The organism is Roseburia sp. 1XD42-69 (assembly GCF_003612565.1).
Taxonomy (GTDB): domain Bacteria; phylum Bacillota; class Clostridia; order Lachnospirales; family Lachnospiraceae; genus Roseburia_B.
This window is the reverse complement of the sequence record NZ_RAZG01000022.1, coordinates 1-25,416: the sequence shown is the minus strand read 5'-3', so window position 1 is coordinate 25,416 and position 25,416 is coordinate 1. Positions and strand designations below refer to the sequence as shown.

The 25,416-nt window shown below is 43.9% G+C and carries 28 protein-coding genes; 7 read left to right on the top strand and 21 right to left on the bottom strand.

The genetic code is table 11. The features are described from left to right. Positions 1-8: 8 nt before the first annotated feature. The 9 genes from D7Y06_RS12280 to D7Y06_RS12240 form a co-directional block, all read right to left on the bottom strand. Positions 9-1,349, bottom strand: coding sequence for a glutathionylspermidine synthase family protein (locus D7Y06_RS12280; RefSeq protein WP_120408088.1), 1,341 nt, complete (start codon positions 1,347-1,349; stop codon positions 9-11). Between the two features lie 186 nt (positions 1,350-1,535). Next, complete coding sequence (locus D7Y06_RS12275; protein WP_120408087.1) at positions 1,536-2,282, bottom strand: hypothetical protein; 747 nt, start codon at positions 2,280-2,282, stop codon at positions 1,536-1,538. Positions 2,283-2,347: 65 nt separating this feature from the next. Next, positions 2,348-3,040, bottom strand: coding sequence for a hypothetical protein (locus D7Y06_RS12270; protein WP_120408086.1), 693 nt, complete (start codon positions 3,038-3,040; stop codon positions 2,348-2,350). Between the two features lie 102 nt (positions 3,041-3,142). Next, positions 3,143-3,970 carry a 4Fe-4S binding protein gene (locus D7Y06_RS12265; protein ID WP_120408085.1) on the bottom strand — a complete coding sequence of 276 codons (828 nt, stop codon included), beginning with the start codon at positions 3,968-3,970 and terminating at the stop codon, positions 3,143-3,145. Between the two features lie 132 nt (positions 3,971-4,102). After that, positions 4,103-5,476, bottom strand: a complete 1,374-nt coding sequence (locus tag D7Y06_RS12260; RefSeq protein WP_120408084.1) for a TrpB-like pyridoxal phosphate-dependent enzyme — start codon at positions 5,474-5,476, stop codon at positions 4,103-4,105. A gap of 118 nt (positions 5,477-5,594) precedes the next feature. Next, positions 5,595-6,434, bottom strand: coding sequence for a phosphatidylserine decarboxylase (locus D7Y06_RS12255; RefSeq protein ID WP_158591363.1), 840 nt, complete (start codon positions 6,432-6,434; stop codon positions 5,595-5,597). After that, the gene (locus D7Y06_RS12250; protein WP_120408082.1) at positions 6,431-7,072 is read right to left on the bottom strand and encodes a CDP-alcohol phosphatidyltransferase family protein; all 642 of its coding nucleotides are present in this window, start codon (positions 7,070-7,072) and stop codon (positions 6,431-6,433) included. The genes D7Y06_RS12255 and D7Y06_RS12250 overlap by 4 nt, the downstream gene beginning before the upstream one ends. A gap of 15 nt (positions 7,073-7,087) precedes the next feature. Next, positions 7,088-7,645, bottom strand: a complete 558-nt coding sequence (locus tag D7Y06_RS12245) for a TVP38/TMEM64 family protein (RefSeq protein ID WP_120408081.1) — start codon at positions 7,643-7,645, stop codon at positions 7,088-7,090. Next, a complete protein-coding gene (locus D7Y06_RS12240; RefSeq protein WP_120408080.1) occupies positions 7,629-8,327 on the bottom strand; it encodes a phosphatase PAP2 family protein in 699 nt (232 codons plus the stop codon). The genes D7Y06_RS12245 and D7Y06_RS12240 overlap by 17 nt, the downstream gene beginning before the upstream one ends. A 156-nt stretch (positions 8,328-8,483) precedes the next feature. Here D7Y06_RS12240 and D7Y06_RS12235 point away from each other — a divergent pair, with 156 nt between their 5' ends. The 5 genes from D7Y06_RS12235 to D7Y06_RS12215 all read left to right on the top strand — a co-directional run bounded on the left by D7Y06_RS12235 (position 8,484) and on the right by D7Y06_RS12215 (position 13,819). Beyond that, entirely contained in the window at positions 8,484-8,663 is a 180-nt protein-coding gene (locus D7Y06_RS12235; protein WP_120408079.1) for a PH domain-containing protein, read from the top strand. A gap of 114 nt (positions 8,664-8,777) precedes the next feature. After that, a complete protein-coding gene (locus D7Y06_RS12230; RefSeq protein ID WP_120408078.1) occupies positions 8,778-11,165 on the top strand; it encodes an ABC transporter permease in 2,388 nt (795 codons plus the stop codon). 18 nt (positions 11,166-11,183) lie between these two features. After that, positions 11,184-11,942, top strand: coding sequence for an ABC transporter ATP-binding protein (locus D7Y06_RS12225; protein WP_120408077.1), 759 nt, complete (start codon positions 11,184-11,186; stop codon positions 11,940-11,942). Position 11,943: 1 nt separating this feature from the next. Further along, positions 11,944-12,609 (top strand): response regulator transcription factor, encoded by a 666-nt coding sequence (locus tag D7Y06_RS12220; protein WP_120408076.1) that lies wholly within the window; start codon positions 11,944-11,946, stop codon positions 12,607-12,609. Then, a complete protein-coding gene (locus tag D7Y06_RS12215) occupies positions 12,596-13,819 on the top strand; it encodes a sensor histidine kinase (protein ID WP_120408075.1) in 1,224 nt (407 codons plus the stop codon). Before D7Y06_RS12220 ends, D7Y06_RS12215 begins: the two co-directional genes overlap by 14 nt. A gap of 5 nt (positions 13,820-13,824) precedes the next feature. Here D7Y06_RS12215 and D7Y06_RS12210 read toward each other — a convergent pair whose 3' ends face one another. The 7 genes from D7Y06_RS12210 to D7Y06_RS12175 all read right to left on the bottom strand — a co-directional run bounded on the left by D7Y06_RS12210 (position 13,825) and on the right by D7Y06_RS12175 (position 20,162). Next, positions 13,825-14,304, bottom strand: coding sequence for an ATP-binding protein (locus D7Y06_RS12210; protein WP_243119303.1), 480 nt, complete (start codon positions 14,302-14,304; stop codon positions 13,825-13,827). Next, complete coding sequence (locus D7Y06_RS12205) at positions 14,285-15,814, bottom strand: recombinase family protein (RefSeq protein WP_243119301.1); 1,530 nt, start codon at positions 15,812-15,814, stop codon at positions 14,285-14,287. The genes D7Y06_RS12210 and D7Y06_RS12205 overlap by 20 nt, the downstream gene beginning before the upstream one ends. Positions 15,815-16,127: 313 nt before the next feature. After that, entirely contained in the window at positions 16,128-16,553 is a 426-nt protein-coding gene (locus D7Y06_RS12200) for an RNA polymerase sigma factor (RefSeq protein WP_120408074.1), read from the bottom strand. 464 nt (positions 16,554-17,017) lie between these two features. Beyond that, entirely contained in the window at positions 17,018-17,200 is a 183-nt protein-coding gene (locus tag D7Y06_RS12190) for a cysteine-rich KTR domain-containing protein (protein ID WP_120408072.1), read from the bottom strand. A gap of 69 nt (positions 17,201-17,269) precedes the next feature. After that, entirely contained in the window at positions 17,270-17,770 is a 501-nt protein-coding gene (ilvN, locus tag D7Y06_RS12185) for an acetolactate synthase small subunit (RefSeq protein ID WP_120408071.1), read from the bottom strand. Beyond that, positions 17,767-19,503 (bottom strand): biosynthetic-type acetolactate synthase large subunit, encoded by a 1,737-nt coding sequence (gene ilvB, locus D7Y06_RS12180; protein WP_120408070.1) that lies wholly within the window; start codon positions 19,501-19,503, stop codon positions 17,767-17,769. The genes ilvN and ilvB overlap by 4 nt, the downstream gene beginning before the upstream one ends. Before the next feature lie 83 nt (positions 19,504-19,586). Next, the gene (locus D7Y06_RS12175) at positions 19,587-20,162 is read right to left on the bottom strand and encodes a TetR/AcrR family transcriptional regulator (RefSeq protein ID WP_120408069.1); all 576 of its coding nucleotides are present in this window, start codon (positions 20,160-20,162) and stop codon (positions 19,587-19,589) included. Between the two features lie 220 nt (positions 20,163-20,382). Here D7Y06_RS12175 and D7Y06_RS12170 point away from each other — a divergent pair, with 220 nt between their 5' ends. Both D7Y06_RS12170 and D7Y06_RS26545 read left to right on the top strand, forming a co-directional pair. Continuing rightward, complete coding sequence (locus tag D7Y06_RS12170; RefSeq protein WP_243119299.1) at positions 20,383-20,613, top strand: helix-turn-helix transcriptional regulator; 231 nt, start codon at positions 20,383-20,385, stop codon at positions 20,611-20,613. Between the two features lie 144 nt (positions 20,614-20,757). Next, a complete protein-coding gene (locus tag D7Y06_RS26545; protein WP_243119296.1) occupies positions 20,758-20,928 on the top strand; it encodes a hypothetical protein in 171 nt (56 codons plus the stop codon). Positions 20,929-21,150: 222 nt separating this feature from the next. Here D7Y06_RS26545 and D7Y06_RS12165 read toward each other — a convergent pair whose 3' ends face one another. The 5 genes from D7Y06_RS12165 to D7Y06_RS12145 all read right to left on the bottom strand — a co-directional run bounded on the left by D7Y06_RS12165 (position 21,151) and on the right by D7Y06_RS12145 (position 25,211). After that, entirely contained in the window at positions 21,151-21,594 is a 444-nt protein-coding gene (locus tag D7Y06_RS12165) for a hypothetical protein (RefSeq protein ID WP_120408068.1), read from the bottom strand. Between the two features lie 27 nt (positions 21,595-21,621). Beyond that, positions 21,622-22,170 carry an SMI1/KNR4 family protein gene (locus tag D7Y06_RS12160; protein ID WP_120408067.1) on the bottom strand — a complete coding sequence of 183 codons (549 nt, stop codon included), beginning with the start codon at positions 22,168-22,170 and terminating at the stop codon, positions 21,622-21,624. A 35-nt stretch (positions 22,171-22,205) separates the two neighbouring features. Continuing rightward, positions 22,206-23,006: a helix-turn-helix domain-containing protein gene (locus D7Y06_RS12155; RefSeq protein WP_120408066.1), complete on the bottom strand. Its 801-nt coding sequence runs from the start codon at positions 23,004-23,006 to the stop codon at positions 22,206-22,208. 167 nt (positions 23,007-23,173) lie between these two features. Continuing rightward, the gene (locus D7Y06_RS12150; protein ID WP_120408065.1) at positions 23,174-24,472 is read right to left on the bottom strand and encodes a tyrosine-type recombinase/integrase; all 1,299 of its coding nucleotides are present in this window, start codon (positions 24,470-24,472) and stop codon (positions 23,174-23,176) included. 124 nt (positions 24,473-24,596) lie between these two features. Further along, positions 24,597-25,211 carry a helix-turn-helix domain-containing protein gene (locus D7Y06_RS12145; protein WP_120408064.1) on the bottom strand — a complete coding sequence of 205 codons (615 nt, stop codon included), beginning with the start codon at positions 25,209-25,211 and terminating at the stop codon, positions 24,597-24,599. Between the last annotated feature and the right edge of the window lie 205 nt (positions 25,212-25,416).

Genomic DNA, 25,416 nt, shown 5'->3' with positions numbered 1-25,416 from the left:
GTTCTCCTTTATCTCTTTTCTGCCGCTGTCATGGTGGGCAGGGCAATCTCACTGTACTGTGTGGAAATGATTTTCCCCCTGGACACCCTGGAATAAATTCCCTGAAACTTTCCCCCGTACACAAACAACCCCGTCAGATTGTAAACAGGGATAAAATCCGCATCCCTTCCCCCGGAAAAGTCAATATTTAAGGTTTCATAGGGAGTACAGAACTCCTGCAGGAGATAGTCATGGGTTGAATGTGCCTTCACGATACTCTCCCATTCCGCCAAAGACTCATATTCCACCCCCGCATATACTCCTTTGGAACCGTAGGAATCCTGGGGTTTTAAAATCCAGTTATCTTTGCTTTTACAAACGGATTCCATGGGAATGTAAGGCGCATCCATCAGGGCCGTGTAAGGCACATGGGCCTCCACATACTCGCATTCTTCCAAAGTTAAAAATTCCTGTGTCATAGGATGGTGCAGCATGCGGTATATCATCTTATTGTGGACAATCTGGGTTGTAAAATCCCCCAAAAGGCATACCGCATCCTCCTTTACCCCCTGGATAAAATCTCCCACCTCATCATAATGCTTCATAATATCCGAGGTGACAGCCCTGCGGTAAATCAGGTCGATGGGAATATTCCCTTCCCCGTACAGCCTGCCCTTTTCGTACCTTAAATTCCGTATCTCACAAATTTCACAGCTCAATCCCAGTTTTCGGTAACTTTCGGCAAAAATTTCAAACTCATTGTTTGTAGCGCTCTCCATAAAATCCACAATAGCCACATGGGGCCGCTTAACGGCACATTTTGCGGAGTGATAAATCTCAAGGGATTTTTCCGCCCAGGAGTCAAAGAGTTCAAAGGTGGAAAGATCATACAATTCCGATAGCTGTTTATACCCCAGAGTGCGTTTAATACCTATATTTAACTCCCTGTCCTCGTTCATGGCGCTGGAGCCGTCGGTGTTAAACTCACAAAATTTAAAGTCCCCGGTGTCCTCGTTATAAAAAATATCAATCCTGGCAATGGGAATATTGCAGTCGTACCGCTTCTCCCTTAAAATCAGCTCCTCCAGCCTCTCATCAAACCCAAAGAGCTTTCGGTAGGCTTCATCCTCCCGGTACTTTGCTATCACCTTGTCAAAAATCCCGTAAAGGGTAGAAATCAGTTTCTCAAACCTCTCAATATCCTGTTTTAAAAAAATCTTTGGCATATATAGGGTACTGACACATCTCCCATGATACTTTGCCGTGGATTGGCTCATATAGGCGATTTCTTCGGCAGCAGAGAGGGCATGGGCCTCTTTATCCTCCTTTATCCTCTGGCAATACTCCTGATTCAATTTGGTCAGCTCCAAACTTTTTACCTCTTTTCTTTTATTTTTCTTATATTTTGCTCATTCTCTTTTCATTTTAGTATATCAATGTCTTATTAAATACTGTACCATAAAATTACAGATTTGACCACAGGAAATACTTTGCCCAAAAAAGAAGCAGCACTCTTTGCCTTTAAACAAAGAGCAGCTGCTCCATTTTTAAATTTCTTATACACACACATCCACCGCTGTTCCCACAGGGACCGCAAAGCCTGAGGCATCCCCGGACATGGCAATCTCCCCCATCTCCATCGTCCCTCCGGAAAGCTCTACGCTGACCCCGGAAAAATCGGAAAAGGAATCTCCCCCCCCCTCACGCATCTGGCTCTCCAGGTACTTAAGTTCCGCATCGGTTATTTTTTCCAGTTCCTCCCTGCGGTTATTTTTCTTTTTCTGCATAAGCTCCTGGCGCCTTGTTTTTTCCCACAGCACATCATGGCTTTCTTCCAGGGCAATTTTCTGCCTTAACTCCTGCTCTTTTCTAGCCAGCTTCCGCTGTATACCGGCTTTCTTTTTTATGTCCCTTCCCTGGCGTTCCCGCTGGTGCTTCACTGCCATCTGCTCCTCTTCCTTTAAATGGAGCACCTTCATTTTGGAGCACTCCACCATCTTTTTTGCATGGACAAGAGCCCTTCGCACAGCAGCCTCCTCATAGGCGCCGCTGGAAAGAGCCTGTTCCAAAACCGCCACTTTCTCCTTGGCTTTCACCATAACCACCGCCGCGCTGGAAGCCTTGGAGGCACGAAGAAGCTCCCCGGAAATTTCCCTTGGGTTATAGGCATATTTCTTCTTTTTCCCCGCTTTATTCTTATCTTCCTTCTTTTTTCCATAGACTTTTTCAAATGAAAAGCCAGGTTTTTTTGCTGCCGTAAAGCCCAGGCCGCCCTGGGCCAATGTTTCCATAGACATTCCCATAGCCGTTCCTCCCTGAAACTAATTTCGACTCCATTCTTTATCAAAAGGAAATATCTTTGCAGGATTTATCCCCAGAAATTGTAGTGATTTGCCACATAAGATTCCAGATTGGCAATTCCCTTCTCATTATACTGATTTAAGAAAGCATATTCGCTGGCCGAGGCATTTTCCGATACTCTGCCGGCGATAAAGCCAACCTTATCTGTAAACCCGGAAGTACTTCCAAATGCTTTTTTCAATGTCTCCAAATCTGCATTTTTCAGTTTTTCTTCGTCAATCACAAGCTTACCGTCAGCCCCAGCCGTAACGCCTGCTGCGCTTAAAGCCTCCCTGTGGTCTGACACATAGGTCTTTAACTCGTCCATGTAGAACTTATTTAATTCGCCCTCTGTGTTTTTTAACTGGTCTAAGGTATTGTTATAGGCATCCACCATTCCCTGTACATTGGTGACAATATCCTCTGTGCTCTCACTTTTCTCGGCTTTTCCAAAAAGGGAATCCTCCCCTGCCGCATTTAATTTTGTGGCGAATTCATTTAAAGAATCCGCATGTTTCTGAAGCTTCTCATTTTTCCGGTTTTTTAACTGCTGCAGTGCGGCAAAAGTCAAATCATCATCTTTTTTCTTTCCGATTTTGGAGAGCAGCCCGTTTTCCTCAGACTGGTACTGCTTTGTCATTATATTAAGCAGGCTGTTCTGCTGCAGCGGAATTCCGCTTTTCGCCGCTGTTTTTGCTAACATCTGGTTTGTAATACGCATGATATTTTCCTCCTGTTTGTCGTTCTTATATTCTATATCGTCAAAGAACAAAAAATCTAAAGTCTAATGGCATAAACTGACTATGGATACTTTAACCAACTCTTACAGCGCATTTTTCGGACAGGACTTTACACATTCCATACATAAAATACACTCTGTCCTGTTTTCCCGTTTCCTGGAATTATCCGTTACATCCACATCCATAGGGCATACCCTTTTACACTTGCCGCAGGAAATACATTTGCTCTCGTCACATTTAATGCGCATAAGGGAAAAATAAGACATGGGCTTTAAAAACACGGTAATGGGGCATATGTATTTGCAGAAAGCACGGTTATCCTTCAGGGCAAAGGCCAGAATAATTCCTACTGTGTAATATAAAAAATTTCCAACCAAAAAGGCCCAGAACATAATCCGTTCCATATCTTTTACCTGGGCAAGGAACAGTGCGCTGACAAAAAGGAAAGACAGAACAAAGGTTATGTATCTTATGAACCCCCATTTTTTCCTGTGCTGTTCAGGGGTTTTGTAGGGAAGCAAGTCAAGTATCATTGCCGTCCAGCAGGCAAACCCGCACCAGCCCCGGCCGAAAATCAGGGGGCCAAATATTTTTGCCACCGCATAATGGATGGTGGCCGCTTCAAACACCCCGGTAAAAAGATAGTACCAGAATCCTTCTATCTGCATATTCTCATTGGATATCAAACCAAGATACACAAGCATATAAGTTCCCACCAAAAATTGGGCCACTCTCCGGGCGTGTTTGTAGCGAAGTTTAAACAAGAGAAACCCTGCTGCAATGGATGTTCCGATGTAACTGAAATTTAACAGATAAAATAAATTGTCCTTTGTAAGCCACAGGGTAACGGCTATGGTTTCAAAAATTAACCAGAAAACGGCGGGCAGCGCAAATTTTTTTAGATTTTTCATTTGAATGATTCCTCCTCTTTTCTATCTCAAATCAAAGTATATCAGATTTGAGAAACAAAAAAAGAGCCCCTCCGGCAAGCTGCCGGAACGGGCGTCTAAGATGTATGTTTTATCACGTAAGATACTTCCCATTTAACCTATTTGGGGAAGGGATGCAAACCCAGGTTTTAAATCCTCATCCGTGGGAATATAATCTTCCATTTTTCCGTCGTTATATTTCTGATATGCCACCATATCAAAATACCCGGTTCCCGTAAGGCCAAAGACAATGGTTTTTTCCTCCCCTGTCTCCTTGCACTTTAATGCCTCGTCAATAGCTACACGGATAGCGTGGGAGCTTTCCGGCGCCGGAAGGATTCCCTCTACTCTGGCAAACTGTACGGCGGCATCAAATACGGACGTCTGCTCCACGGAGACAGCTTCCATTAACCCGTCATGGTAAAGCTGGGATAAAGTGGAACTCATGCCGTGATACCGAAGGCCCCCTGCATGGTTTGCAGAGGGGATAAAGCCGCTGCCCAAAGTGTACATTTTTGCAAGGGGGCAGACCTTACCCGTATCGCAGAAATCGTAAGCGAATTTTCCCCTGGTAAAACTTGGGCAGGAGGCAGGTTCCACCGCAATAATCCGGTAGTTTTTATTTCCCTTTAATTTTTCTCCCATAAAAGGAGAAATCAAACCGCCTAAATTGGAACCGCCTCCGGCACAGCCGATAATAATATCCGGCTCAATGCCATACTTATCCAACGCCGCCTTGGCCTCCAAACCGATAACAGACTGATGTAAAAGCACCTGGTTTAACACGCTCCCCAGCACATAGCGGTAACCTTCCGTTCCCACTGCCACTTCCACAGCCTCGGAGATAGCGCAACCAAGGCTTCCGGAAGTTCCCGGATGCTCCGCAAGAATCTTTCTCCCCACCTCTGTTGTCTCGGAAGGGGAGGGTGTTACACTGGCGCCGTAGGTGCGCATAACTTCCCTTCTGAAAGGTTTCTGCTCATAGGAAACTTTTACCATATAGACTTTACAGTCCAGCCCAAAATAGGAACAGGCCATGGAAAGGGCCGTTCCCCACTGTCCTGCCCCTGTCTCAGTGGTTACGCCTTTTAACCCCTGTTTCTTTGCGTAATACGCCTGGGCAATGGCGGAATTTAACTTGTGGCTGCCGCTGGTATTGTTTCCCTCAAATTTGTAATATATTTTTGCAGGGGTGTCCAGTTTTTCCTCCAGACAGTAAGCCCTTACCAAGGGTGAGGGGCGGTACATTTTATAAAACTTACGGATTTCCTCGGGGATATCAATGTAAGCCGTGGTATCGTCAAGCTCCTGTCTTGCCAGCTCTTCGCAGAACACACCGGAAAGCTCTTCTAATGTCATTGGATTTAAAGTCTCCGGGTTTAAGAGAGGCGCCGGTTTATTTTTCATATCCGCCCGCACATTGTACCACTGGGCAGGCATTTCCTTTTCTTCTAAGTAAATCTTGTATGGAATTGTCTTGTCACTCATTTTCTTTCTCCTTTTTACATTCAGCTTAAAACATCTTATTTAAAGCTATCATTTTCTGGCATTTCTGTCAATCTTTTACAGAGAAATGCCCACAGTATTTTGTGAAGAATAAGGAGCGTTACCCAAGATATTTATACCCTATGGTCTCCCCCATATGAACAGAAATTTCTCCGTTGCCGTCAATTCTTCCATACAATTCTTCTTTTAAAACCATCCTGTCTTTTTCAAACAAAAGAATAATAGTGGATCCTCCGAATTCAAAATAACCTTTTTCTTCCCCTGCCAGAACCTGTTTTGATTCCCGGGCCGGGCTGTGGTTTTTTATCTTCCCCACAAGAAGGGCGCCTACTTCCATCTGCACCATTATCCCGAAATTTTCTGTTTCTATCAACTCAAACTCCCTGGTATTTTGTACAAACACAGGAAACGTCCGAAGGGCCACGGGCCTGACGCAGTGAAGCACGCCATCTATCCTTCGGGCGGCAAGGATTTTTCCCTTTGCAGGATAACAGTATCTGTGGTAATTGGCGGGAGTAAGCCGGAAGATAAAAGCCATACCGTCCCGAAACCGTTCTGAAAGGCCAGGGCTTTTCAGCAAATCTTTCAGGGAATATTCCGCATTTTTAATATCAAAAACCGTATCCTTTTCTATTTTTACAGGGGTTAAAAATCCGTCGCAGGGGCTGATTACCTCCCCTTCCTTTGTCTTAAACCCCCCCCCGGTATCTATTTTCCTTGTAAAAAAATCATTAAAGGAAGAAAACCCGCCGTCCGGAATCATTACATTTGACATCTTTATGTGATTCTTCCGGATATACCAGGGAATAAAATATTTTGACGCGCCGCTGGAAAGAATGCGCCCTGCAAAAACAGACACCTTTGGCTGTACCAGAAACTTTAATACGCTTCTCCCGGGAACCGTCCTGTATAAAAACCTTAAAATGAACGAATCCTTCATACCATATCCCATCCCATAAACATAAGCATTCCCAGCATCTCCACAATGCCCACAAGAATCAGGCACGCTTTTCCTGCCACTCCAGGTTTCCGTATTTCAATAGGGGATAAAAAACCTGCGCCCATGAAAACCAAAAGCAGTGGAAAACACAGAACTGTCTTACACAGCCTGTAATCATACAAAAGATAGAATAAGGGCAGGGAAACCGCCATGGTAGTCACCGGAACCCCTATGTAGCTTTTTCTTCCCTCATCGGTATGTCTCTGCCGCTCCTCCTCTAACACATTAAAATAGGAGAGACGAATCAGGGTGCACAGGACAAAGAGAGATGACAATATCCCCACAAAGAGATTTTGATTGGAAATCATGTAGACAAAAAGCCCAGGAAGAACCCCAAAGCTGATCAGGTCGCTGAAAGAATCTATCTGGATCCCAAACCTTTTTTCCATCTCCGTCCTGTCTTTTGTGGCGGCCACCGTTCCGTCGAACATATCACATACCCCGGCAAACATAAGGCAGAATACTGCCTCCCAGTAATTTCCCCTTATCACCCGAAGTATGCCTGCAAAGGCAAACAACATTCCGCAATATGTAAGTATCACCGTATAATCGTAGTATCCAAGTACCTTTTTCTTCATAAAACCTTTTCTCCTTTATTGTATCAGTCCAAAGACTATGCTGTATCCCAGGATGCACCACGGCTTGCCCAAAATAATAATCCAGACAAATTTTTTCCAATTCATTTTTATCAGCCCGGAAAAGTAACACAAAAAATCATCAGGAAATAAGGGCAGCAGCGTGGCCACAAAAAGAAAGACGTCATAGGCTTTGCTTTTTTCAATGCGTACACTCCATTTATCATACTGCTTTTTGGGGAACATAGCCAGAACAATTTCCATTCCGTATTTTCGTGCCAGGAAATAGGCCATAATGCTTCCCAGGCTGATGCCGATATAATTGCACAAAAATCCTGTTGTACTTCCAAATGCAACGGCCCCGGCAGCACATCCCAAATACCCCGGCAACACCGGAACCACCACCTGAAACGCCTGAAAGGCAGTGAGGACAAAGGGGGCGGCAATGCCAAACCCTTTCATATAATTCTGCACATCAGCCACGCAGGTAAACTCCTGCTCAAAAAACTCCTTTGCAAATACTACCACAACTACGGTCACAATTACAAGAACCCAGACTTTAATATTTTTCACCATGCATCCACCGCCTCCTGTCTGCCATCCATTTTTCCCCCTTCTCCATCACATTTTTATACCATCGTGAAAATCCGCTTTTTTCCACAAAAAGATAACTCAACTCCGCCAAAGCAACCCCGGCAAACACATCAATAAGCACATGCTGTTTTGTGGTAAGTGTGGAGATACAGATGCTTACCGCAATAAGCAGGGACACCCATTTATACCATACTGGTATTTTTTCATTTTTCCGGACTGCCAGAAAGCAAAACCAGCTTGTGAGGCAATGGATGGAGGGCAGCAGATTATCCGCCGCATCCATGCGATACAAAAGCCGCATAATCTCCTCCCATACAGAACTCCCCTCAATCACCGGCCTGGTATTTGTCGTGGGAAATGCCATATAACAGAACAGGCACACCAACTTTGCGGCGAAATCGGCGCTGATAAACCGAAATGCCCTGTCCCTCTCCTGCCTGCAGCCAATCACATAATTTATAACCCAAAACACATAGCAGCCCAAGTAAATCACAACTGTCCAGGGCACAAAAGGAATCCCGTCATCCAGACGGTTGGATAAATCAAAATGATATCTATTGCTGGTAAACTGCCGGGAACCAAAATAAGTTATGGAATTTAGAGTCAGTGTAAGAATCAGCGGCATCCACATAATCCTTGGTATTATTTCAAATTTCTTTTGCATTGCTTCCTTCCTTTTATCTGATGTTATTTTCTTTCTTTACTTTACCATAGACAGAAAAAAATACAAAGAGCTAAATCCATAAATTTAATTAAAATTTCTTTAAGATAATTATAATTTTAAAGCGTTTCCATATTAAAATTACAAAGGGAGAAAAATATGATTAACTTTAGCAAAAATTCTGTATTTAACCTGAAACCAATTAATGTAAACGAAGTAAGAGAAGAAGTGAATGGTTTGCTGATAGGGGGCGAAGAAATTATAGCTGCTTTCAAAACACTCCGTGACCAGCTTTTATTTACAAATCTTTGTATGGCAAATGGCATCCTGAAGCGCTGACATCACCAGCTCTTTCGTCATCACGATATAAATTTGATTTTCGCAAACCGATTTAAGGATTATTTAATAACTTCTATGCTACAATCAAATCACAAAGCGAAAGGAGCAATAAAAATGTATTTACGAATACTAAAAAAAGACCTAAAGCGCAAAAGGACGATGAACGTGATATTGCTGGTGTTTATTATACTTGCGTCGATGTTCATGTCCTCTGGCGTAAGCAACATCATCACCGTGACGACTGCGCTGGACAGCTATTTTGAAATGGCGGACGTACCCGATTACTGGGCGATGAGCGAAAACAAATCCTCGGACAAGGACATTTGCGGGACGCTTGAAAACGCCTCCGCGATAGACGAGTTCCGTATCGAGGAGTACATCCGTATGTCCCAGTCCAATATTACGCAGGCCGGCGAACCGTTTAACGATTCCAACGCCAATCAAATATTGGTATTACAGAGCGACAGAGATATGGGGATGAATTATTTTCTGGATGACGAAAGTATTCTGAAAAGCGTACCGAAAGGGGAAATTTACGCTGCCCGTTACATAGCGAAAAACATGGGGCTTAAGACAGGTGACAAAATTACTGTCGAAATAGAGGGCGTAAGCCACGAATTTACCTTTGCGGGCAGTTTCAGGGACGCTGTCTGCGGCACGGAATTGATTGGCATTAAAAGGTTTATCATGAACGGCGAGGAATTTGACGAATATATGTCCGACGAAACGATGAAAAATATGTACGGCGGGAAATTCTTATACATACACACCGCCAATATTGACAAGACCCTGTCCCAAATAGCGGATATATCCGACAGCTTTACCTTTGCGAGTGACACGGATACACTGGGGCAAGCCTATATTTTTAACATGATAATCATGGGTCTTATCCTTGCGGTGAGCCTTATTCTTATCATCATATCCTTTGCGGTACTGCGGTTCACCATAGCCTTTACCCTCTCTGAAGAATTCCGCGAGATAGGCGTTATGAAAGCAATAGGCATACGGAACATAAAAATTCGTGGGCTGTACCTTACAAAATACTTCGCCATTTCCGTTGTCGGCGCAGCACTCGGCTTGATACTCAGCTACCCATTCGGGAAAATGCTTATAAGTTATTCCTTGGAGTCTATTATAATAGACAGCAGCAATAACGGATTTGTAAACATTGCCTGCGCGGTTCTGACAGCGGCTGTGATTCTCCTATTCTGTCTCAGTTGTACGGGCAGGGTGAGCAAAATGTCCCCTATCGACGCTGTAAGGAACGGGCAGACAGGGGAACGCTTCCGCAAAAAAGGCGTTATGAGCCTTGGAAGATCGCGGCTTGGCACGACGGCTTTCCTTGCCGCAAACGATATTGTAAGCAGTCCCAAACGCTACGCTGTCATTGTTTTTACGTTTTTTCTGTGTATGTCGCTGCTGATCATGCTTTCCAATGCCACGGCGTCTCTTAAAAGCGGAAAGCTGCTGAAATATTTCGGGAAAGCGGACTGCCACGCCGTTGCGGACATCGGCGACGAAGTTGTGAAATTTATGACCGTGGACGGACATGACAAGGTTAAAAAATATCTTGATGATATGGAGCAGACCCTTGCGGAAAACGGTATGCCCGCGGAATGTATGACGGAATATTATATTTATACGATGATAAGATACGGCGGACAGGAAAGCAAGACAGTTATACTTCAGGGTACTGGGACAACAATGGATATGTACGAATATTTAGAGGGTACTCCTCCCCAAAACAGCGATGAAATTGCAGTGACAACCCTTTTGGCAAAAAAGCTGGGGGCGGAAATAGGCGATACCGTTACCTTGTCCTACCCGACGGGCGAAACGGCGGAGTTCATCATAACCGCTCTGTATCAGGCAATGGTCAATCAGGGCATATCCGTAAGGGTTCATACCGACTGCGATATCAACTATATCGCAGCAAGCGGCTCCGACGGTACGCAGATAAGATTTACCGACGACCCCGACGATAAGGAAGTATTAAGCAGAATTGAAAAGATCAAGGAGCTTTATCCTAAGTTTTCAAGCGTTAAAACAGCGGGCGAAACCGTAAAGGACACCACCGGAGTCGGCGATGCCATAGACGCAGTGAAAAAAATGTCCGCCGTCCTTACGGTAATTTTAGCCGCACTTATCACCGTGCTTATGGCGCGTTCCTTTATCGCAAAGGAGCAGGCGGAAATCGCCCTTATGAAAGCCATTGGCATTAGGAACGCCAAAATATATGGACAGTACACATTAAGATTTTTCATTGCGGTGGCGGCGGCTGTACTTCTTGCGGAGTTTTTTGGTATGCCCCTTACAAAGCTTTGCTTCGACCCTATTTTCGGGACGATGGGGCTTGAAATGGGCGTAGAATATATGCAAAACCCTGTGGAGATATACGCAGTATTCCCCGTTATCGTCCTTACCGCCACAGCCGTAAGCGCGTTTTTGACCTCTCTATACACAAGAAAAATCAAATCCTCCGATACAGCAAGCATTGAATAATGAAAGGAAGAATCAATTATGAATATTCTCGAAGTAAAAGACCTCTGCAAAACGTATATCGTAAACAAACGGCAGAACAACGTATTGAAAAACGTAAATTTCACGATTGGCGAGGGAGAAATGGTCGCCGTTATGGGGCCGTCAGGCTCTGGAAAATCCACGCTGCTGTACGCAGTTTCGGGCATGGATAATTTTACCGCAGGGGAGGTGAACTTCTGTGGAAAAAATATCGCAGGGATAGGAGAAAGAGAACTTGCAGACCTGCGCCTTGACGAAATGGGTTTTATCTTTCAGCAAATGTATATGCTGAAAAACCTCACCATATTGGATAATATCATACTTCCTGCAACGCAATCCAAAAAGCAGCGTGAACCCCGCAGGGAAACGGCGCGGCGCGGCCAGGATTTCATGCGCAGACTCGGCATTATCGGCATTGCCGACAACGACATCAATGAGGTTTCGGGCGGCCAGCTCCAGCGGGCGTGTATCTGCCGCAGTATGATAAACAACCCGAAAATGATTTTTGCCGACGAGCCGACGGGGGCATTGAACCGCACTTCCTCCGGCGAGGTAATGGAGGAACTTGTAAAATTAAATTCTGAGGGAACAACAATCATGCTCGTTACCCACGATGTTAAGGTCGCGGCAAAATGTACAAGGGTCATGTACATTGTTGACGGGAACATAAAGGGAGAGTACGACTTAAGCGGCTGTTCCACACAGATAAGAGAACGGGAACGCGCATTGAATAACTGGCTTTTGGAATTAGGGTGGTAATATGGATATTCTCATTGTTGAGGACAACAAGGAACTTGCCGATCTGCTGTGTGATTTTCTCCGTGCGGAAAATTACACGGTATCGGCGGTCCAAACAGCCGAAGAAGCCTTGCCGCTGTACGAAAGATACGGCGCAAGGCTTGTCGTGCTTGATATCATGCTGCCCGGCAGGGACGGGTTTTATGTTCTGGAAAAAATCCGTACAGAAAGCAATACGCCCGTACTGATTGTAAGTGCGAAAACGGAAAAAGAGGACAAGCTGAACGGATTGAATCTTGGCGCGGACGACTACATTGAAAAGCCCTATGATATTGATATCATGCTCGCAAAAATAAGCGGAATTTTTAAACGTCGTTACGCTCTTGATGAAATTACTGATGGCAATATACGCATAAATAAGGCGAGCCGCACCGTTTACAAAAACGAAAAAGAACTGGAAATGACCACGAAGGAATTTGAACTGCTCCTGCTTTTGATGGAGAATATGGGCAGGGCTTTAAGCAAGGAATACATTTTCGGGCAGGTCTGGGGCAGCGACAGCTTTTCAGAACAACAGACACTGACGGTACACATAAAATGGCTGCGGCAGAAAATAGAGGACATCCCAAAAAATCCTAAAAAAATAGTGACTGTATGGGGGGTGGGTTATAAATATGAAAGCGTTTAACAGAATTTTTTCGGCAGTTACAGTTGCTATAATCCTATTGTTTGTTGTCGTGAATATGATTCTTGCCGCCGACAAGACCGATGGGAGCAGGCAGTATCGGGTGGAGATAAGCCGTCTTGCCCGTGAAATAGAAGCGAATGGTTCTGCCGACATTTCCGAATGTGTGTATGTAACAAATATTGAGCGATACGGAAAAAAATTTTACAGCACGGACAGCGACTATGTGATCTATGAGATAAACGGAGAACTTTACCGCTTCGATTACAGTGCAAATGGTTATTCCAACAAGGCGCATTTTGTGGGAATTGTAAATGCTGTTCTCGGCGTTATAGCAATTTTATTTATCGCAGTTATGCTTTATATAAAATACGCAATTCTTGCGCCCTTTGAACGCCTGAGCAGTCTCCCTTACGAACTTTCAAAGGGGAATCTCACCACGCCGGTAAAGGAAACAAAAAACCGTTTTTTCGGAAAATTTCTTTGGGGAATTGATATTCTCCGCGAAAACATCGAACAGCAAAAGCAGCGAGAGCTGGAAATGCAGAAAGAAAAGAAAACGCTGTTGTTATCGCTTTCTCATGATATTAAAACACCTCTTTCCGCGATAAAACTGTACTCGGCGGCACTGTCGAAAAATTTGTATCCGGACGCGAAAAAGCAGCAAAAAATCGCTGAAAGCATCACCGAAAAAGCGGACGAGATTGAGGGTTATGTTTTGCAGATCATAACCGCTTCGCGAAAAGATTTCCTTAGTCTTGAAGTGAATATGGGCGAGTTTTATCTTTCAGAGCTTATTGAAAAAATTACAGAATATTACAGTGAAAAACTGGCGCTTATCAAAACAGATTTTAACATCGGAAAATATAAAAATTGTCTGCTTTCAGGGGATTTGAACAGGAGTGTTGAAGTGCTGCAAAACATGATGGAAAATTCTCTCAAATACGGCGACGGCAGGCGTGTGGAATTGATTTTCCCCGAAGACGACGAATGCGTCCAGATTGCGCTCAGGAATGGCGGTTGTACGCTCAGCGTGGACGATTTGCCGCATATTTTCGAGAGTTTTTGGCGCGGCGCTAATGCGGAAAGCATCCGTGGCAGCGGCCTGGGACTTTACATTTGCAGACAGCTTATGCGCAAGATGAACGGCGAGATTTTTGCGGAGATTGACGGTGACATCATCACCGTCATTGCCGTTTTCACAAGAGCGTAAATGATTTAGAGATTCGCATTTACTTCTTTCGCCGCGTCCATCCACGCATCCTTGGCTTCTTCCTGCACCCGTTTCTTTTTCCTTTCCTGTAACAGCACTGTTACGCTGAACTCGTTTTTCTTAACTTTAATATCTACATTTCCCAAATACTTCGCCGCCTCAAGCCTGACATTCGACAAGCCTATGCCGTGGAACGGAGCCGGGCCTCCCGAACTCTCCGGCGCTTTCGTGGAAACCGGAAGATTTGTACTTTTATCAAATACCACCTCCCCCTCAAAGGAATTCTTTACAGATATGAGGAAAAATCTGTTTTTCCTGCTGCCGGAAAGGGAAATATACCTTTCCCCCGATGTCATCCTCTCACATGCTTCCAGCGCATTCTGCTGCAGGTTATTTACAATGATCGCAATGTCATACGCATTATACCTGTCTGATGATGAGTGTTCATTTTGGTATAAAGGGCGTTTACTGTAACGCCCCCACAAACTTGTAATAAATCGTAACGATTTTCTCTTTCCCTTTGCGGTAACGCCCCATGTTGGGTGTTTCGTAGATTGTGATTTTCTCAATCAGCTCATGGAGCATGAAGCTGTCGAGTTCCTCAAAACTGGTGTATTTCTGGATTAGCTTTGAGAAACGCTCCACGTCAGACATTGCGGCATTGGAACTGTCAATGCGTTTTTCTAATTCACGGATAGTGTGCTGCAATGTTTCTTTTTCTTCATCGTAGTTCCCAATAAGCATCGTGAAAATATGGTCTGGCAGCTTGCCAGAAAGGTTGTCCTCATATGCACGGCGGAGCTTTGCATCAAGCCCTGCAAGCTGGTTTCTCGAAGCGGTCAGCTCGGATTTCATCTGCGACACTTTTTTCTGGTCGTCGGAACATTTCTTTTCTGTCAGTTCTTTGACAGCCCGTTCCGTATCCTCTGCAAACAGGACGGCGTTTCTTTTTATGTCCTCTTGGACAATGCGGGTAATCGTGTCGCAGCTTATATAATGGCTTGAGCAGGCTATGTTCCCCTGCCCGTGATGGCGACCGCATACATAATAGACGTATTTCCCATTGCCTGTGCGGTGTTTCCGCATCGCCGTCCCGCAGGCTTCGCATCGGAACAGCCCAGAGAAGATGTCTGGCGTGACACGGTGGGGGCTGTCCTTGCGGGTCTGTATCCTGCGGGAGTACATGGATTTCTGTGCCTGCTCGAACAGCTCAGCCGAGATAATCGGCTCATGCGTGTTCGCAACGACAATCCAGTCGTCCTTTTCCTTTTTCACCCGCTTCTTGGTACGGTAGGACGGTGTGTACTGCCTGCCCTGCACCATGTTCCCGATAAACATTTCATTCTGGAGCATCGTTCGGATATAGTTCTGCCCCCAGAACCGTTTGCGGACAAAAGCCCCGTCTTTTTCTGGGTCATGTTTTTGGAAGCGGATGTATTCTGCGGGTGAGAGGACGCCTTCGTTGTTTAAGGTAAACGCTATGCTCCTTGCCCCCATGCCGCCCGCACACATCTCAAAGATGCGTTTTACGATGGGGGCTGTTTCCTCATTGACAAGCAGCTTGTGTTTGTCTTTCGGGTCACGGACATACCCGTAAGGGTCAACCGCACCCAGATACTCGCCACGCATCGCTTTCATGTGCAGCGACGATTTTATCTTTGTGGAGATGTCCTTTGCGTACATGTCGTTCAGGATGTGCTTGAAGGGCGTGATGTCCATGCTGCCCGTGTTATTGATGGTGTCAACATTGTCATTCACCGCAATGAAGCGCACGCCCTTTTCGGGGAAGTAAATCTCGGTGTACTGTCCGCACATGATATAGTTCCGTCCAAGCCTTGATAAGTCCTTTACGACAACCATGTTGATTTTGCCGTTTTCGATGTCGCCTATCATCCGCTTGAAATCTGGTCTTTCAAAATTCGTCCCAGAGTACCCGTCGTCGATATAAATATCCCCGACTTCCCATCCCTGCCTTTTCACATAGTCGCTGAGCATCGCTTGCCTGCGGCGGACTGGTTACCGCTCGGACTGTGGCTGGACGGGAGTATCATTGTCCTCTTTGTGGGTCATGGCGGAATCGGGAGCTGCCCGATATTTTCAGTCGGTATTTTCCGCTTGCCGTCTTTCGGCGGGTCATGGCGTACCGCTGCACACGCTTATGCTTATTACAGCCACAAAGAGAATGTATTTGGTGAATGGGTATTCGGTTTTCAAAGAGCCGTCCCATTTTCTTTTCACAAAGAAAAATGGGGCGAAGGTTTTTGCCTTACACCCCATAGTCCTTGAAAGCACCCGAAATATTAGATGCCTACAAAATATTTTTCAATTTTTTTCTAAGATGCCACATACGGAAATTTACGGCACTGACAGACAGCCCGCACTTTTCGGAAATTTCAGAGCTGTTATAGCCGTCCATTTTCCATAAAGCAATCTGCAAAGTAAGCCTGTCCACGGTAATAAGGAGCTGATAAAGCTGCTGGTTTTCAATGCTGTCCAAAAAGTCCTCAACCGTTCTTATTTCGGGTTGTATTGTGTCCACTGCAACGTCCTCAAGATATGTACCGACTTCTTTCAGCCTGCGGTAATATCTTCTGTCGGAATTAAAAACCGCCCAATCGTAGTTGTGGAGATTTTCTATGGTTTCCTCATCAACGCCTAAGTCCCGCAATTCTTTTTCCTCGGCTTCTTTCCAGAGCCGCCATTTCTTTTCTTCTCTGCCATAATTGAATGACATTTCCTTTACCTCCAATCTGAATTTTTTTGAAAATCCAGATTGGCAGGCGGTGAACGACATCCCACGCCAGAAACAGCCTTACGGCGTATTCCAACAAAAAACGACAAAAGAAAAACCGTAAAGGCTGTCGTACCTTTACGGTTTATAGATATTTTGGTTCTTATATGTAGAGATTTGACTTCTACTTCTTGGGTAGAAAGCCCCCTTACACTGACAAGGATTTTTTTAACAGGCTGTCCACCCATCCCCAATATGATATATGTAAATGGAAATTGCTATTTGCAGGCAATAAAAATCCCTCCAAACTTGAAACAGGTTTGGAGAGTGTTTGTTAAGTCTTTCGGGCATAGCAATGCCGCCCACCAAATCGCCGTTTTTTTTAATTTGGTGGACGTCTACCTTTAGTTATGTAAAAAGAAAAGCCGACAAACTGTGATTGCTCACACGTTCATCGGCTCTGCGTCTTATGCGTCTGGCTCTGTGATGACTGTTATTTTTAAATTCTTCGCTTCAATCAATGTTTCCTGCTTGCATTTGGGGCAATAGAGTGGATAATTTATTAGAACAGTATCCCCTCTAATCCTATTGCGTGTTTTGCTGCCACAAACTGGGCAGCGTACCCATTCAATCCTACTGTTTATATTCATAAAAACCTCACTGATAATACCATCTAAAAGTTCTATCTTGATAAATTCAAATAGATTAAAATATTGTTTTTATCTCTCAGAAATCCCAACAGATTCAATCGCAACACTTCCGCCCCTTACAATCTCAATCCTATTCACAAATTTTCTTTTCAACAAAGCAATCAAATCATCATTTCTGTTTTCTGTCTGGGTACATTGCAAAAGAACAGTAGTACCATCATAGTCAATGATTGTAACCCCAAACACATTTGAAATCCGAAACAGCTCTGTTATATCTTCATCAGAACAGTCATTAACCTTGACAAACAAAATTTCTTTCATGTGGATAGGCGTATCGGTATAGTCAATTAATTTAATAACCTCCACGCTTCTGCTTAACTGCTTCTTTATCTGTTCAAAAGTCTTATCATCACTTGTTAAGCTGATTGTCATCCGTGATATGGTACTGTCCTCAGTAATTCCGACTGTTAAGCTGTCTAAATTATATGATTTAGCAGAAAACAAGCCAGAGATACGGGCAAGAACACCTATTTCATTTTCTACAAATAAACAAATCCATCTCTTTTTCATTTTGTGCTTTCCTCGCTTTCCAAAATCATGTCATTAAGTGAGTTTCCTGGCGGAACAATTGGCATAACATTGATTTCTCTATCTATGATAAATTCAATAACCGTAGGCGTTTTCGTGTTCTGCTTCGCACTTATCAAAGCTGCTTTTATATCCTCTGCTTTTGTAACACGGATGCCTTTCGCCCCATAGCTTTCTGCCAGTGCAATAAAATTGGGCGTATATTCTGGGCAACAATGATTAGGGGTATTACAGCCTGTTTCACAACTTCTTCGGTAACGCATACAGGTACTTGAATAACGCCTATCATAAAACATCTCCTGCCATTGCCGTACATTTCCTAAATATCCATTATTCAATATACAGATAATAACAGGCAATTCATATACAATAGCAGTTGCCATTTCTTGAATGTTCATCTGCATACCGCCATCACCAGAGATAACAATAACATCTTTATCGGGATTGCCAAGTTTTGCACCGATTGCCGCAGGGAAACCATACCCCATCGTTCCCAAGCCGCCAGAAGTCAGCATTTGCTTATTCTCGTCAATATCAAGGAATTGCGTTGTCCATAACTGATTTTGACCTACATCCGTGGTAATAACAGCATCTTCAAAAACATCATTGATAGATTGAATAATCATCTGTGGTGTCAAACCGACTTTTCCCATGTCAATGGGGTATTCCATTTTCCAACGGTTTATTTCATCTGTCCACTCTGAAATATGAAGTGGTTTTGCCTTTTCAAGCAAAGCACATATCGCTTTTTTCGCATCAGCTACAATAGGAACATCAACAACAATATTGCGTGAAATGGATGCAGCATCAATGTCGATGTGGACAATCTTAGCGTTTGCTGCAAATTCTTCGATTTTTCCAGTAATACGGTCATTGAACCTTGTTCCTATTGAGAAAAGAACATCGCAATTACTGATAGCAGAATTGGCTGCATAACTTCCATGAATGCCTATATTTCCAACATACAAATTATTTGTTGTGGGAATTGCCCCTTTGCCCATAATAGTCGTAATAACGGGAACTCCTGTCATCTCTGCAAGCTGTGTCATTTCCTTATTTGCATGGGCAATATTAACTCCTCCACCTATCAGAAAAGCAGGCTTTTTTGCATGGTTCAAAATATCCAATGCCTTATTTAATTGTCCCGCATGAACGGAAGTATTGGGCTTGTAACCTCTAACCGTTATTTCTTTTGGGTAAACATCACTTCCGTAAGCTCTCTGAACATCTTTTGGCAAATCGACAACAACAACTCCTGGCTTTCCTGTTCTTGCAATATAAAAAGCCTTTCTGATTGTTTCTGCCAAATCCTCTCTTTTTCGCACAGTTACCGCATATTTGCTGATGCTTCTTGTGATGCCAACTATATCCACTTCCTGAAAAGCATCATTTCCAATAAGGTTTGTTGGCACTTGTCCTGTAAAGCATACCAGTGGAACACTGTCATAATTTGCAGTGGCAATACCCGTAACAAGATTGGTAGCTCCCGGTCCGCTTGTTACAAGGCAGACACCCACCTTTCCTGTGGAGCGGGCGTATCCGTCCGCTGCATGGACTAATCCTTGCTCATGACGTGGCAAAATAACATCTATATCCTTTTCTCCATATAATGCATTAAACAGGTCTATTGCCTGCCCTCCAGGATAAGCAAATAAAGTTGTAACAGATTCTTCCTTTAATGCTTTTACAAATAATTCAGCACCCGTTATATCCATAATATCATTCCTCCTCTTGTATGCGTGTGCTTGCTTGCATACTGCTTATTTTTTTCGGTACTACCATAAGGCAGTACCGATTTTTACTGTTCTAATCCTTTTATAAACATTTGTACACTGCTTTTTATATATTCATCTTTTTCTACTTTAGATAATTCATTACCAAAGGATGCCTTTAAAAATGTATATCCAAATGTTGATGAAAAAACTGTTAGAGCCAAAGCATCAAAATCTGCTTTTGGTATTTTCCCCATTTCAAACATCTTATTAAGATACTCCGTAAATGACGCTAAAAAAGCCTGTGGAACTTTCATAATAAGGGAAGATGTTTCTTCATATAACTGCGGTGCTCTCAAACCGATAGACAAATTTACAAAATCTGGCGTCATCCTATCCATATATGCCCTCATAAACATCTCTATGTCTGCCTGCAAATCCCATTGTACATTTTCAAAAATCTCTGGCGTGACATTTGCCCTCCACTCAGCTTGGTTTACACCTTGCAACACAATATCTTTTTTATTTTTAAATTTCCGAAACAGGGTACATTCATTCACACCTGCAGCTTTTGCAATCGCTTTTGTAGTAGTAGCAACGTACCCTTTATCTCGCACTAACATCATTGTTGCATCAATGATTCTTTGACTTGTTTCATCCAAGTTATCACCTCCATGCAAGTGAATACTCTCATTATACATAAACTTCGCATATATTGCAAGTAGACAAATAGATAATTAACAAAAAATTGTTTTCTGCATTTATATCTCTGCAAACGAGAAATTAAATCTCCTATATGTGGAAATCATACATCGTTTAAGCAGAACTTTCACTTCTGTAAAATATAAAAGAACAAAATCAACATGAACAGGTGGTGAAAAAATGAGCGAAATTATAGAAAATTTTGACTTTATGGAATTAGGACAGGCAATCCAAGATGCCCGTGAGAAACAGCGGATTACAAGAGAGGAATTAGCCGAGGAGCTTGGTATTTCGGCAAGGCATTTGCAATCCGTGGAGAAAGAGGGGCAGTATCCGAGCTTTCGGCTGTTTATTCAGCTTGTTAGGTCATTTTACAAGGAACTACACGCAGACCGTGAAACGGGCTGCTGACAACAAACAGGCGCTATGCTCCCGGCAAGGGGCATAGCGCCTGTTTGTTGTGGGGGTATCCAAAGGGGGCAACGCCCCATTTGGCACACGACTTTGCGAAGCAAAGTGTAGTGTGTTATACGCTCTGTCGGCGTTGCCGTAAAAATGCCGTTGCCGCCGGGGAGGGCAAGGGCATTTGAAGCGGCAGGAAAACAGGGCTTTGTTTGGGGCTGGGAAGCCAGAAACAAAGGGCTGGTTTCAGCAGCAGACAGGGCGTATATGAAAGCCCTCGTCCACCGTCCTCAGCCTATGGGACAAAATGTCCCAAACCTTTAGACACCGTGACTATATGTGTGGCCACACTCATTTATTTTAGTGGTCGTTCTTTTCTCAAAATTGAAATGGGCGGGAAGCCATTTTAGGGCTTTCCCGCCTTGATTGCCCATCAGCAAAAGCAGGCGGGGCTGTCAACGGCGGCGCATTTGTGCGCCGTTCATCTTGACCGTTGACTGGCTCGGCTGCCTTTGCTATCTCCCCCGATAAACTGAAAGTTTTAGATTAGTCCCACACGATTTCCAAACAATCGAAGTTATCTGGAATTGGTGGTACGCACGAATAAGTATTTAATTCAAATGCCTCTATTGTAATTACTCCATCAGAGCATAGCCATTCGCAATTTACTAATTTTTCTAATTCCGCAGGCAAAATGGTTGTGCAAATCACGATTGTATCTCCTGCAAGAACTAATTCTTCTTTCCCATTGTTTTCTACGATTTCTGTATCATCGTGGAGAGCAACACGCACCCATACTATGTCAGGCATTAACTCAATCTTTTGTAGCATATTTCGTATTTCAGAAAGCGTTGGACGGCCAAATTCCCATTGGTTCGGAGCAATGGAATCCTCCTCTGTGTTTCCATCGAAAAATTCATCAAGCGTTAGTAATGGCAAGCGTTCTTCATTTTCTTCCAATATTTTTTTGAATGTATTCAACTCTATCATAGTCACAATTCTCCTCGCAAATCAGAATTAGTTGATTTTATCCTCTCCCCGGATTTTCTTGTTTTTCCGTTCTTCTAACTCCGCAATTTGGTTCATCAAGCAATCTGAAAAAGTCCCCTCAATCGGTGTAGCTTCTCCTGTTGTGTAGTAGTCAAGAAGGACTATGTTATTATTCTTGTCAAAACAAAATATTTCATCACCATTCCCTATAATGGACAAGAATGGGATAAAATCAGTAAAACCTTCATCGTGTAGTTCTTTCGTTTTTTCACGAATATCCAAAGAATCGGGTATTCCATTGGCAATTCCATAGACTATAATTCCTCGACAGAACGACCAAAATGGGCCTATGTCATATTGTTTCGCTTGTGGCCATATTTCTTCTCGAACCTCCATATAAAGCCCACCTAATGGGGACATAGTGAACTCTCTAAAATCAGCAGGAAGATTTATCCCATACTGATTTTCAAAATCCTTTATATCCTGCTCCGATGGCTCATTTCCCATACAAGCTACAACCTGATAAGTCTGCTTATCATAATTATGGAAATAATCATAAACTTTTTCCAATGACATAATATACCTCCTACAAAATGCGATTTTTTATTTTCTTACTTCCGTCCCCGCTGTGGGGTTGGTTTTTTCAGCAAGTCCGACTTCTGTGCAATCTTTTTCAGCCACTTCTTTTCTTCCCCGGACAGCTTCTTAAAGTTCAGCCGCAGCCGTTTGCAGATAAACGCCAAAGACGCTTGCTCCGGGTCACTGTCTGGGTTGGTAATTTCGGTAGCGGCTTCCAATAATCCTTTCAGCGGGTTATCCTCCGGGACGCTGAAAAAATCCTCCCTGTGGGCTTCCCGCAGGCCGGCGGCTATCTCGTCTATGTCCTGCTGGATTATGTAACGGCAAAAGCTGTCATCATCAATATGGGCAGCGATAAGCTGTCTTAACTGCGGGTCGGTCAAGCCGGGATTGTGCTGTTTCATAATCATTGCGCTCATAGCGTCCACAATGGCGTTTGCGCTCTGTACCTGCTTCACCGCCGTTCCGTTCACATAGATTTCAAGGTCGGCCATCAGCTTGATAAAATCCGGGTGCGCCGCCAATTCGCACAGCAGAGCATTGTCCACCTGCCCGCTTTTCAGCAGGTCAATCATTCCGTCACTCAAACGCAGGTCTGCAAGATCAGCGTTTGGGTGACGCTTCATTTCAGACAGCCCCAGCAGATAGTCGGTGGTCACGCCGTAAAACTTCGCCAGCTTGATAAGAGCATAGTGGCTGATGTCCTTAAAATCGTCCGCTTCATAACTGCCCAACGCAGACTTGGAGAGGTTCGTCTGCTCTGCAAGCTGTTCCAGCGTCAAGCCACGCTGCACACGCAGGTCTTTCAAGCGTTCTTGAATGGATAAAGACATTTTCTCGCCCTCCTTGTCTGTTCGATAAATCGGAATTAGCAGATGATTTTCTTGAACTTTCCTTATTTTTCAAGGCTTTTAGAGCCTCATATAGTGAAATGATATGTATTTTCCCTTGTTTTTGCCCTTATGGGTATTTTACAAGGGAAAGTTTTTGTGAAATGTACTTAATCGTTGCCTGCCACTTTATCCAAGAGCCTAGCGGAAGTCCGTTTTGCTTCCCTTGTGGCATGGGCATATACATTCATTGTGGTACTCACGTCAGAGTGTCCTAAGAGTTCCTGCACGTCTTTTGGGGCTGCACCGTTTGACAGAAGATTGCTTGTGTAAGTGTGGCGTAACTGGTGGAAATGGAATCCCTCAAATCCGTCTAACTTCTTTGCAAGCGTCCTGCATACGATACTAAGTGTGCTTGGCGTTTCAAGGCATCCGTCTGGTCTTATGCAGACAAAGGATATTACGTTGTAACCTGCCGGAACTTCCTGCGTATTTTCCAAGCTGTAATACTCATAGTAAACCCTGTTTTTTTCATGTACTTCTTTGTAGTAATTGTGGTGGTACAGTTCTCCGTACTGCATCTGGTTTGTAAGCTGTTCTTTCCTTGCCTTTTTCAGAATGGCGGTAAGGGTATCCCCAAAATCAACAGTCCGTACTTTTTTGCGTTTTGTCGGTCCGATAATCGTTTTGTGCTTTGCACCGTCATAGCGGACACTGCGCTTTACCGTAAGATACTGTTCCTCAAGATTGATGTCCTGCCAAGTCAGCCCGCATACTTCGCCAATCCTAAGACCGGCATAATAGGCTATCTGTATCGGCAGAACCGCAGGGGGATTTTTCTTTTCCAAATACGCAATCAGCTTTTCGTATTCTTCATGGGAAATAGGCTGTGTTCCTGTATGCCCCATATCTTCCTCTGAAAATAAGTCCACTTCTTCAGCTTTGCGTTTCAGTTTGATGTACTGCATTGGATTGAACGTGATTAGTTGCTTTGGGAATACCGCAAAACGGAATGACTGCTGTAAAACTGCTGAAAACGAATGGATATAATCCTTGCTCATGCCTCTCTTTACTGTTCCGTCGGGATAAGTGCCGCCGAAAGTAAGTAAATCGAGGAACGCCTGCAAATGTCCCGCTGTTACGGTTTTCAGTTTACGGTCAGCAATCGGATGTTTCTTAATGCAACGGATAGCGCCGAGATAATTCTCAACCGTACCATTGCTGAGAGTGCCGACCTTTAATTCTTCCTCCGCCCAAATGTCAAGCAGTTCCCCAAGCGTGATATTGTCCGCCTTTGCAATGAATTTCTTGCTTTCGTAGTCCTCCATTGCCTGCCTTAACAGCTTTTCCGTTTCACTCTTGCTTTCTGTTCCTGCACATTCTTTCTGTACCAGATTACCGCTTGCGTCCTCCACATAGAAGCGGTAGTACCATTTTTTTCCTTTCTTCCGTACTGATCCTTTTGCCATAATCGTTTCTCCTTTCAATGAACGCATTTCTGCGTATGTAATACATTGAACAGATATGGCAGTCGGAACTGATGGAATGCTTTCTGCTGATAAGGATAGCATAAAATCTGCTGTCCTTCCATACCTAATCGGGATCTTCCTCTGATAAAAGGCTGGAAAGCCTTGCAGCGGCGGCATCAGGATTTTTGGAATAGAGCCTCACTATGTCGCCCATATCATTAAGGGCATTTACTGTGTGGGTAATCTCCCGGAGGAACATGATTTCATCATATTCCTTTCCCGATTCAAACCCCATTGTCTTTGCAAGCCTGGCGCTTTCCTTACTTCCTTTAAACTTCCTGCACGCAAGGCGGAAAGAGTCCACAAACAATTCATATTCCCGCAGCATCAGCAACAGCAGGTCTTTTGAAAAGTCTGACTCGGAAGTTTCCATGTCATAAGGCAGCTTTGAAAGAATGGAGGACATGGCATCACGGATTAACATTTCCTTTTTATCCGTAATGTCTGATTCGTATTCTTCCGTTTCGCCTTTTAACCACTCTACGGAAACATGGAGGGCATCTGCCAGACCGTCAAGGACGAGTTTCTTGGTGTTGTCAATCGTTCCTGCCTCGTACCTCTGAATGGTGGATGCGGTAACACCCATTTTTTCAGCAACATAAGGCTGGTTGACGCCCAGTTCCAATCTCCGCTGTTTTGCCCTGCCGCCGATTATCCTGCGCAGCTCTTTGTCTTTCATGTTGGGTTTCCTCCTTTATCGGTATGGTCAGAGTATATCATATCAAAAACAATATTGCAATATGCAAGTTGAAATAATTTTAAAAATCACATAACGCTTGACAACAAAATATAATTGGTGTATAGTAAGCATACCAATGTTAACAACCTAACTCAAGCAACTACAACATATTGTGTTTTTCTTTTAATTGGCACGGGGTTCCCTG

Bases quoted from the DNA above. Each gene is read 5' to 3' on its own strand.
- D7Y06_RS12205 (WP_243119301.1), bottom strand. From the start codon at position 15,814: ATGCTCAGCGACTATGTGAAAAGGCAGGGATGGGAAGTCGGGGATATT.
- D7Y06_RS12225 (WP_120408077.1), top strand. From the start codon at position 11,184: ATGAATATTCTCGAAGTAAAAGACCTCTGCAAAACGTATATCGTAAAC.
- D7Y06_RS12275 (WP_120408087.1), bottom strand. From the start codon at position 2,282: ATGGGAATGTCTATGGAAACATTGGCCCAGGGCGGCCTGGGCTTTACG.
- D7Y06_RS26545 (WP_243119296.1), top strand. From the start codon at position 20,758: ATGCCGTTGCCGCCGGGGAGGGCAAGGGCATTTGAAGCGGCAGGAAAA.
- D7Y06_RS12145 (WP_120408064.1), bottom strand. From the start codon at position 25,211: ATGAAAGACAAAGAGCTGCGCAGGATAATCGGCGGCAGGGCAAAACAG.
- D7Y06_RS12260 (WP_120408084.1), bottom strand. From the start codon at position 5,476: ATGAGTGACAAGACAATTCCATACAAGATTTACTTAGAAGAAAAGGAA.
- D7Y06_RS12270 (WP_120408086.1), bottom strand. From the start codon at position 3,040: ATGCGTATTACAAACCAGATGTTAGCAAAAACAGCGGCGAAAAGCGGA.
- ilvN (WP_120408071.1), bottom strand. From the start codon at position 17,770: ATGAAAAAGAGATGGATTTGTTTATTTGTAGAAAATGAAATAGGTGTT.
- D7Y06_RS12245 (WP_120408081.1), bottom strand. From the start codon at position 7,645: ATGGTGAAAAATATTAAAGTCTGGGTTCTTGTAATTGTGACCGTAGTT.
- D7Y06_RS12230 (WP_120408078.1), top strand. From the start codon at position 8,778: ATGTATTTACGAATACTAAAAAAAGACCTAAAGCGCAAAAGGACGATG.
- D7Y06_RS12255 (WP_158591363.1), bottom strand. From the start codon at position 6,434: ATGAAGGATTCGTTCATTTTAAGGTTTTTATACAGGACGGTTCCCGGG.
- D7Y06_RS12155 (WP_120408066.1), bottom strand. From the start codon at position 23,006: ATGTCTTTATCCATTCAAGAACGCTTGAAAGACCTGCGTGTGCAGCGT.
- D7Y06_RS12240 (WP_120408080.1), bottom strand. From the start codon at position 8,327: ATGCAAAAGAAATTTGAAATAATACCAAGGATTATGTGGATGCCGCTG.
- D7Y06_RS12160 (WP_120408067.1), bottom strand. From the start codon at position 22,170: ATGTCATTGGAAAAAGTTTATGATTATTTCCATAATTATGATAAGCAG.
- D7Y06_RS12250 (WP_120408082.1), bottom strand. From the start codon at position 7,072: ATGAAGAAAAAGGTACTTGGATACTACGATTATACGGTGATACTTACA.
- D7Y06_RS12220 (WP_120408076.1), top strand. From the start codon at position 11,944: ATGGATATTCTCATTGTTGAGGACAACAAGGAACTTGCCGATCTGCTG.
- D7Y06_RS12170 (WP_243119299.1), top strand. From the start codon at position 20,383: ATGAGCGAAATTATAGAAAATTTTGACTTTATGGAATTAGGACAGGCA.
- ilvB (WP_120408070.1), bottom strand. From the start codon at position 19,503: ATGGATATAACGGGTGCTGAATTATTTGTAAAAGCATTAAAGGAAGAA.
- D7Y06_RS12215 (WP_120408075.1), top strand. From the start codon at position 12,596: ATGAAAGCGTTTAACAGAATTTTTTCGGCAGTTACAGTTGCTATAATC.
- D7Y06_RS12200 (WP_120408074.1), bottom strand. From the start codon at position 16,553: ATGTCATTCAATTATGGCAGAGAAGAAAAGAAATGGCGGCTCTGGAAA.
- D7Y06_RS12190 (WP_120408072.1), bottom strand. From the start codon at position 17,200: ATGAATATAAACAGTAGGATTGAATGGGTACGCTGCCCAGTTTGTGGC.
- D7Y06_RS12150 (WP_120408065.1), bottom strand. From the start codon at position 24,472: ATGGCAAAAGGATCAGTACGGAAGAAAGGAAAAAAATGGTACTACCGC.
- D7Y06_RS12165 (WP_120408068.1), bottom strand. From the start codon at position 21,594: ATGATAGAGTTGAATACATTCAAAAAAATATTGGAAGAAAATGAAGAA.
- D7Y06_RS12265 (WP_120408085.1), bottom strand. From the start codon at position 3,970: ATGAAAAATCTAAAAAAATTTGCGCTGCCCGCCGTTTTCTGGTTAATT.
- D7Y06_RS12235 (WP_120408079.1), top strand. From the start codon at position 8,484: ATGATTAACTTTAGCAAAAATTCTGTATTTAACCTGAAACCAATTAAT.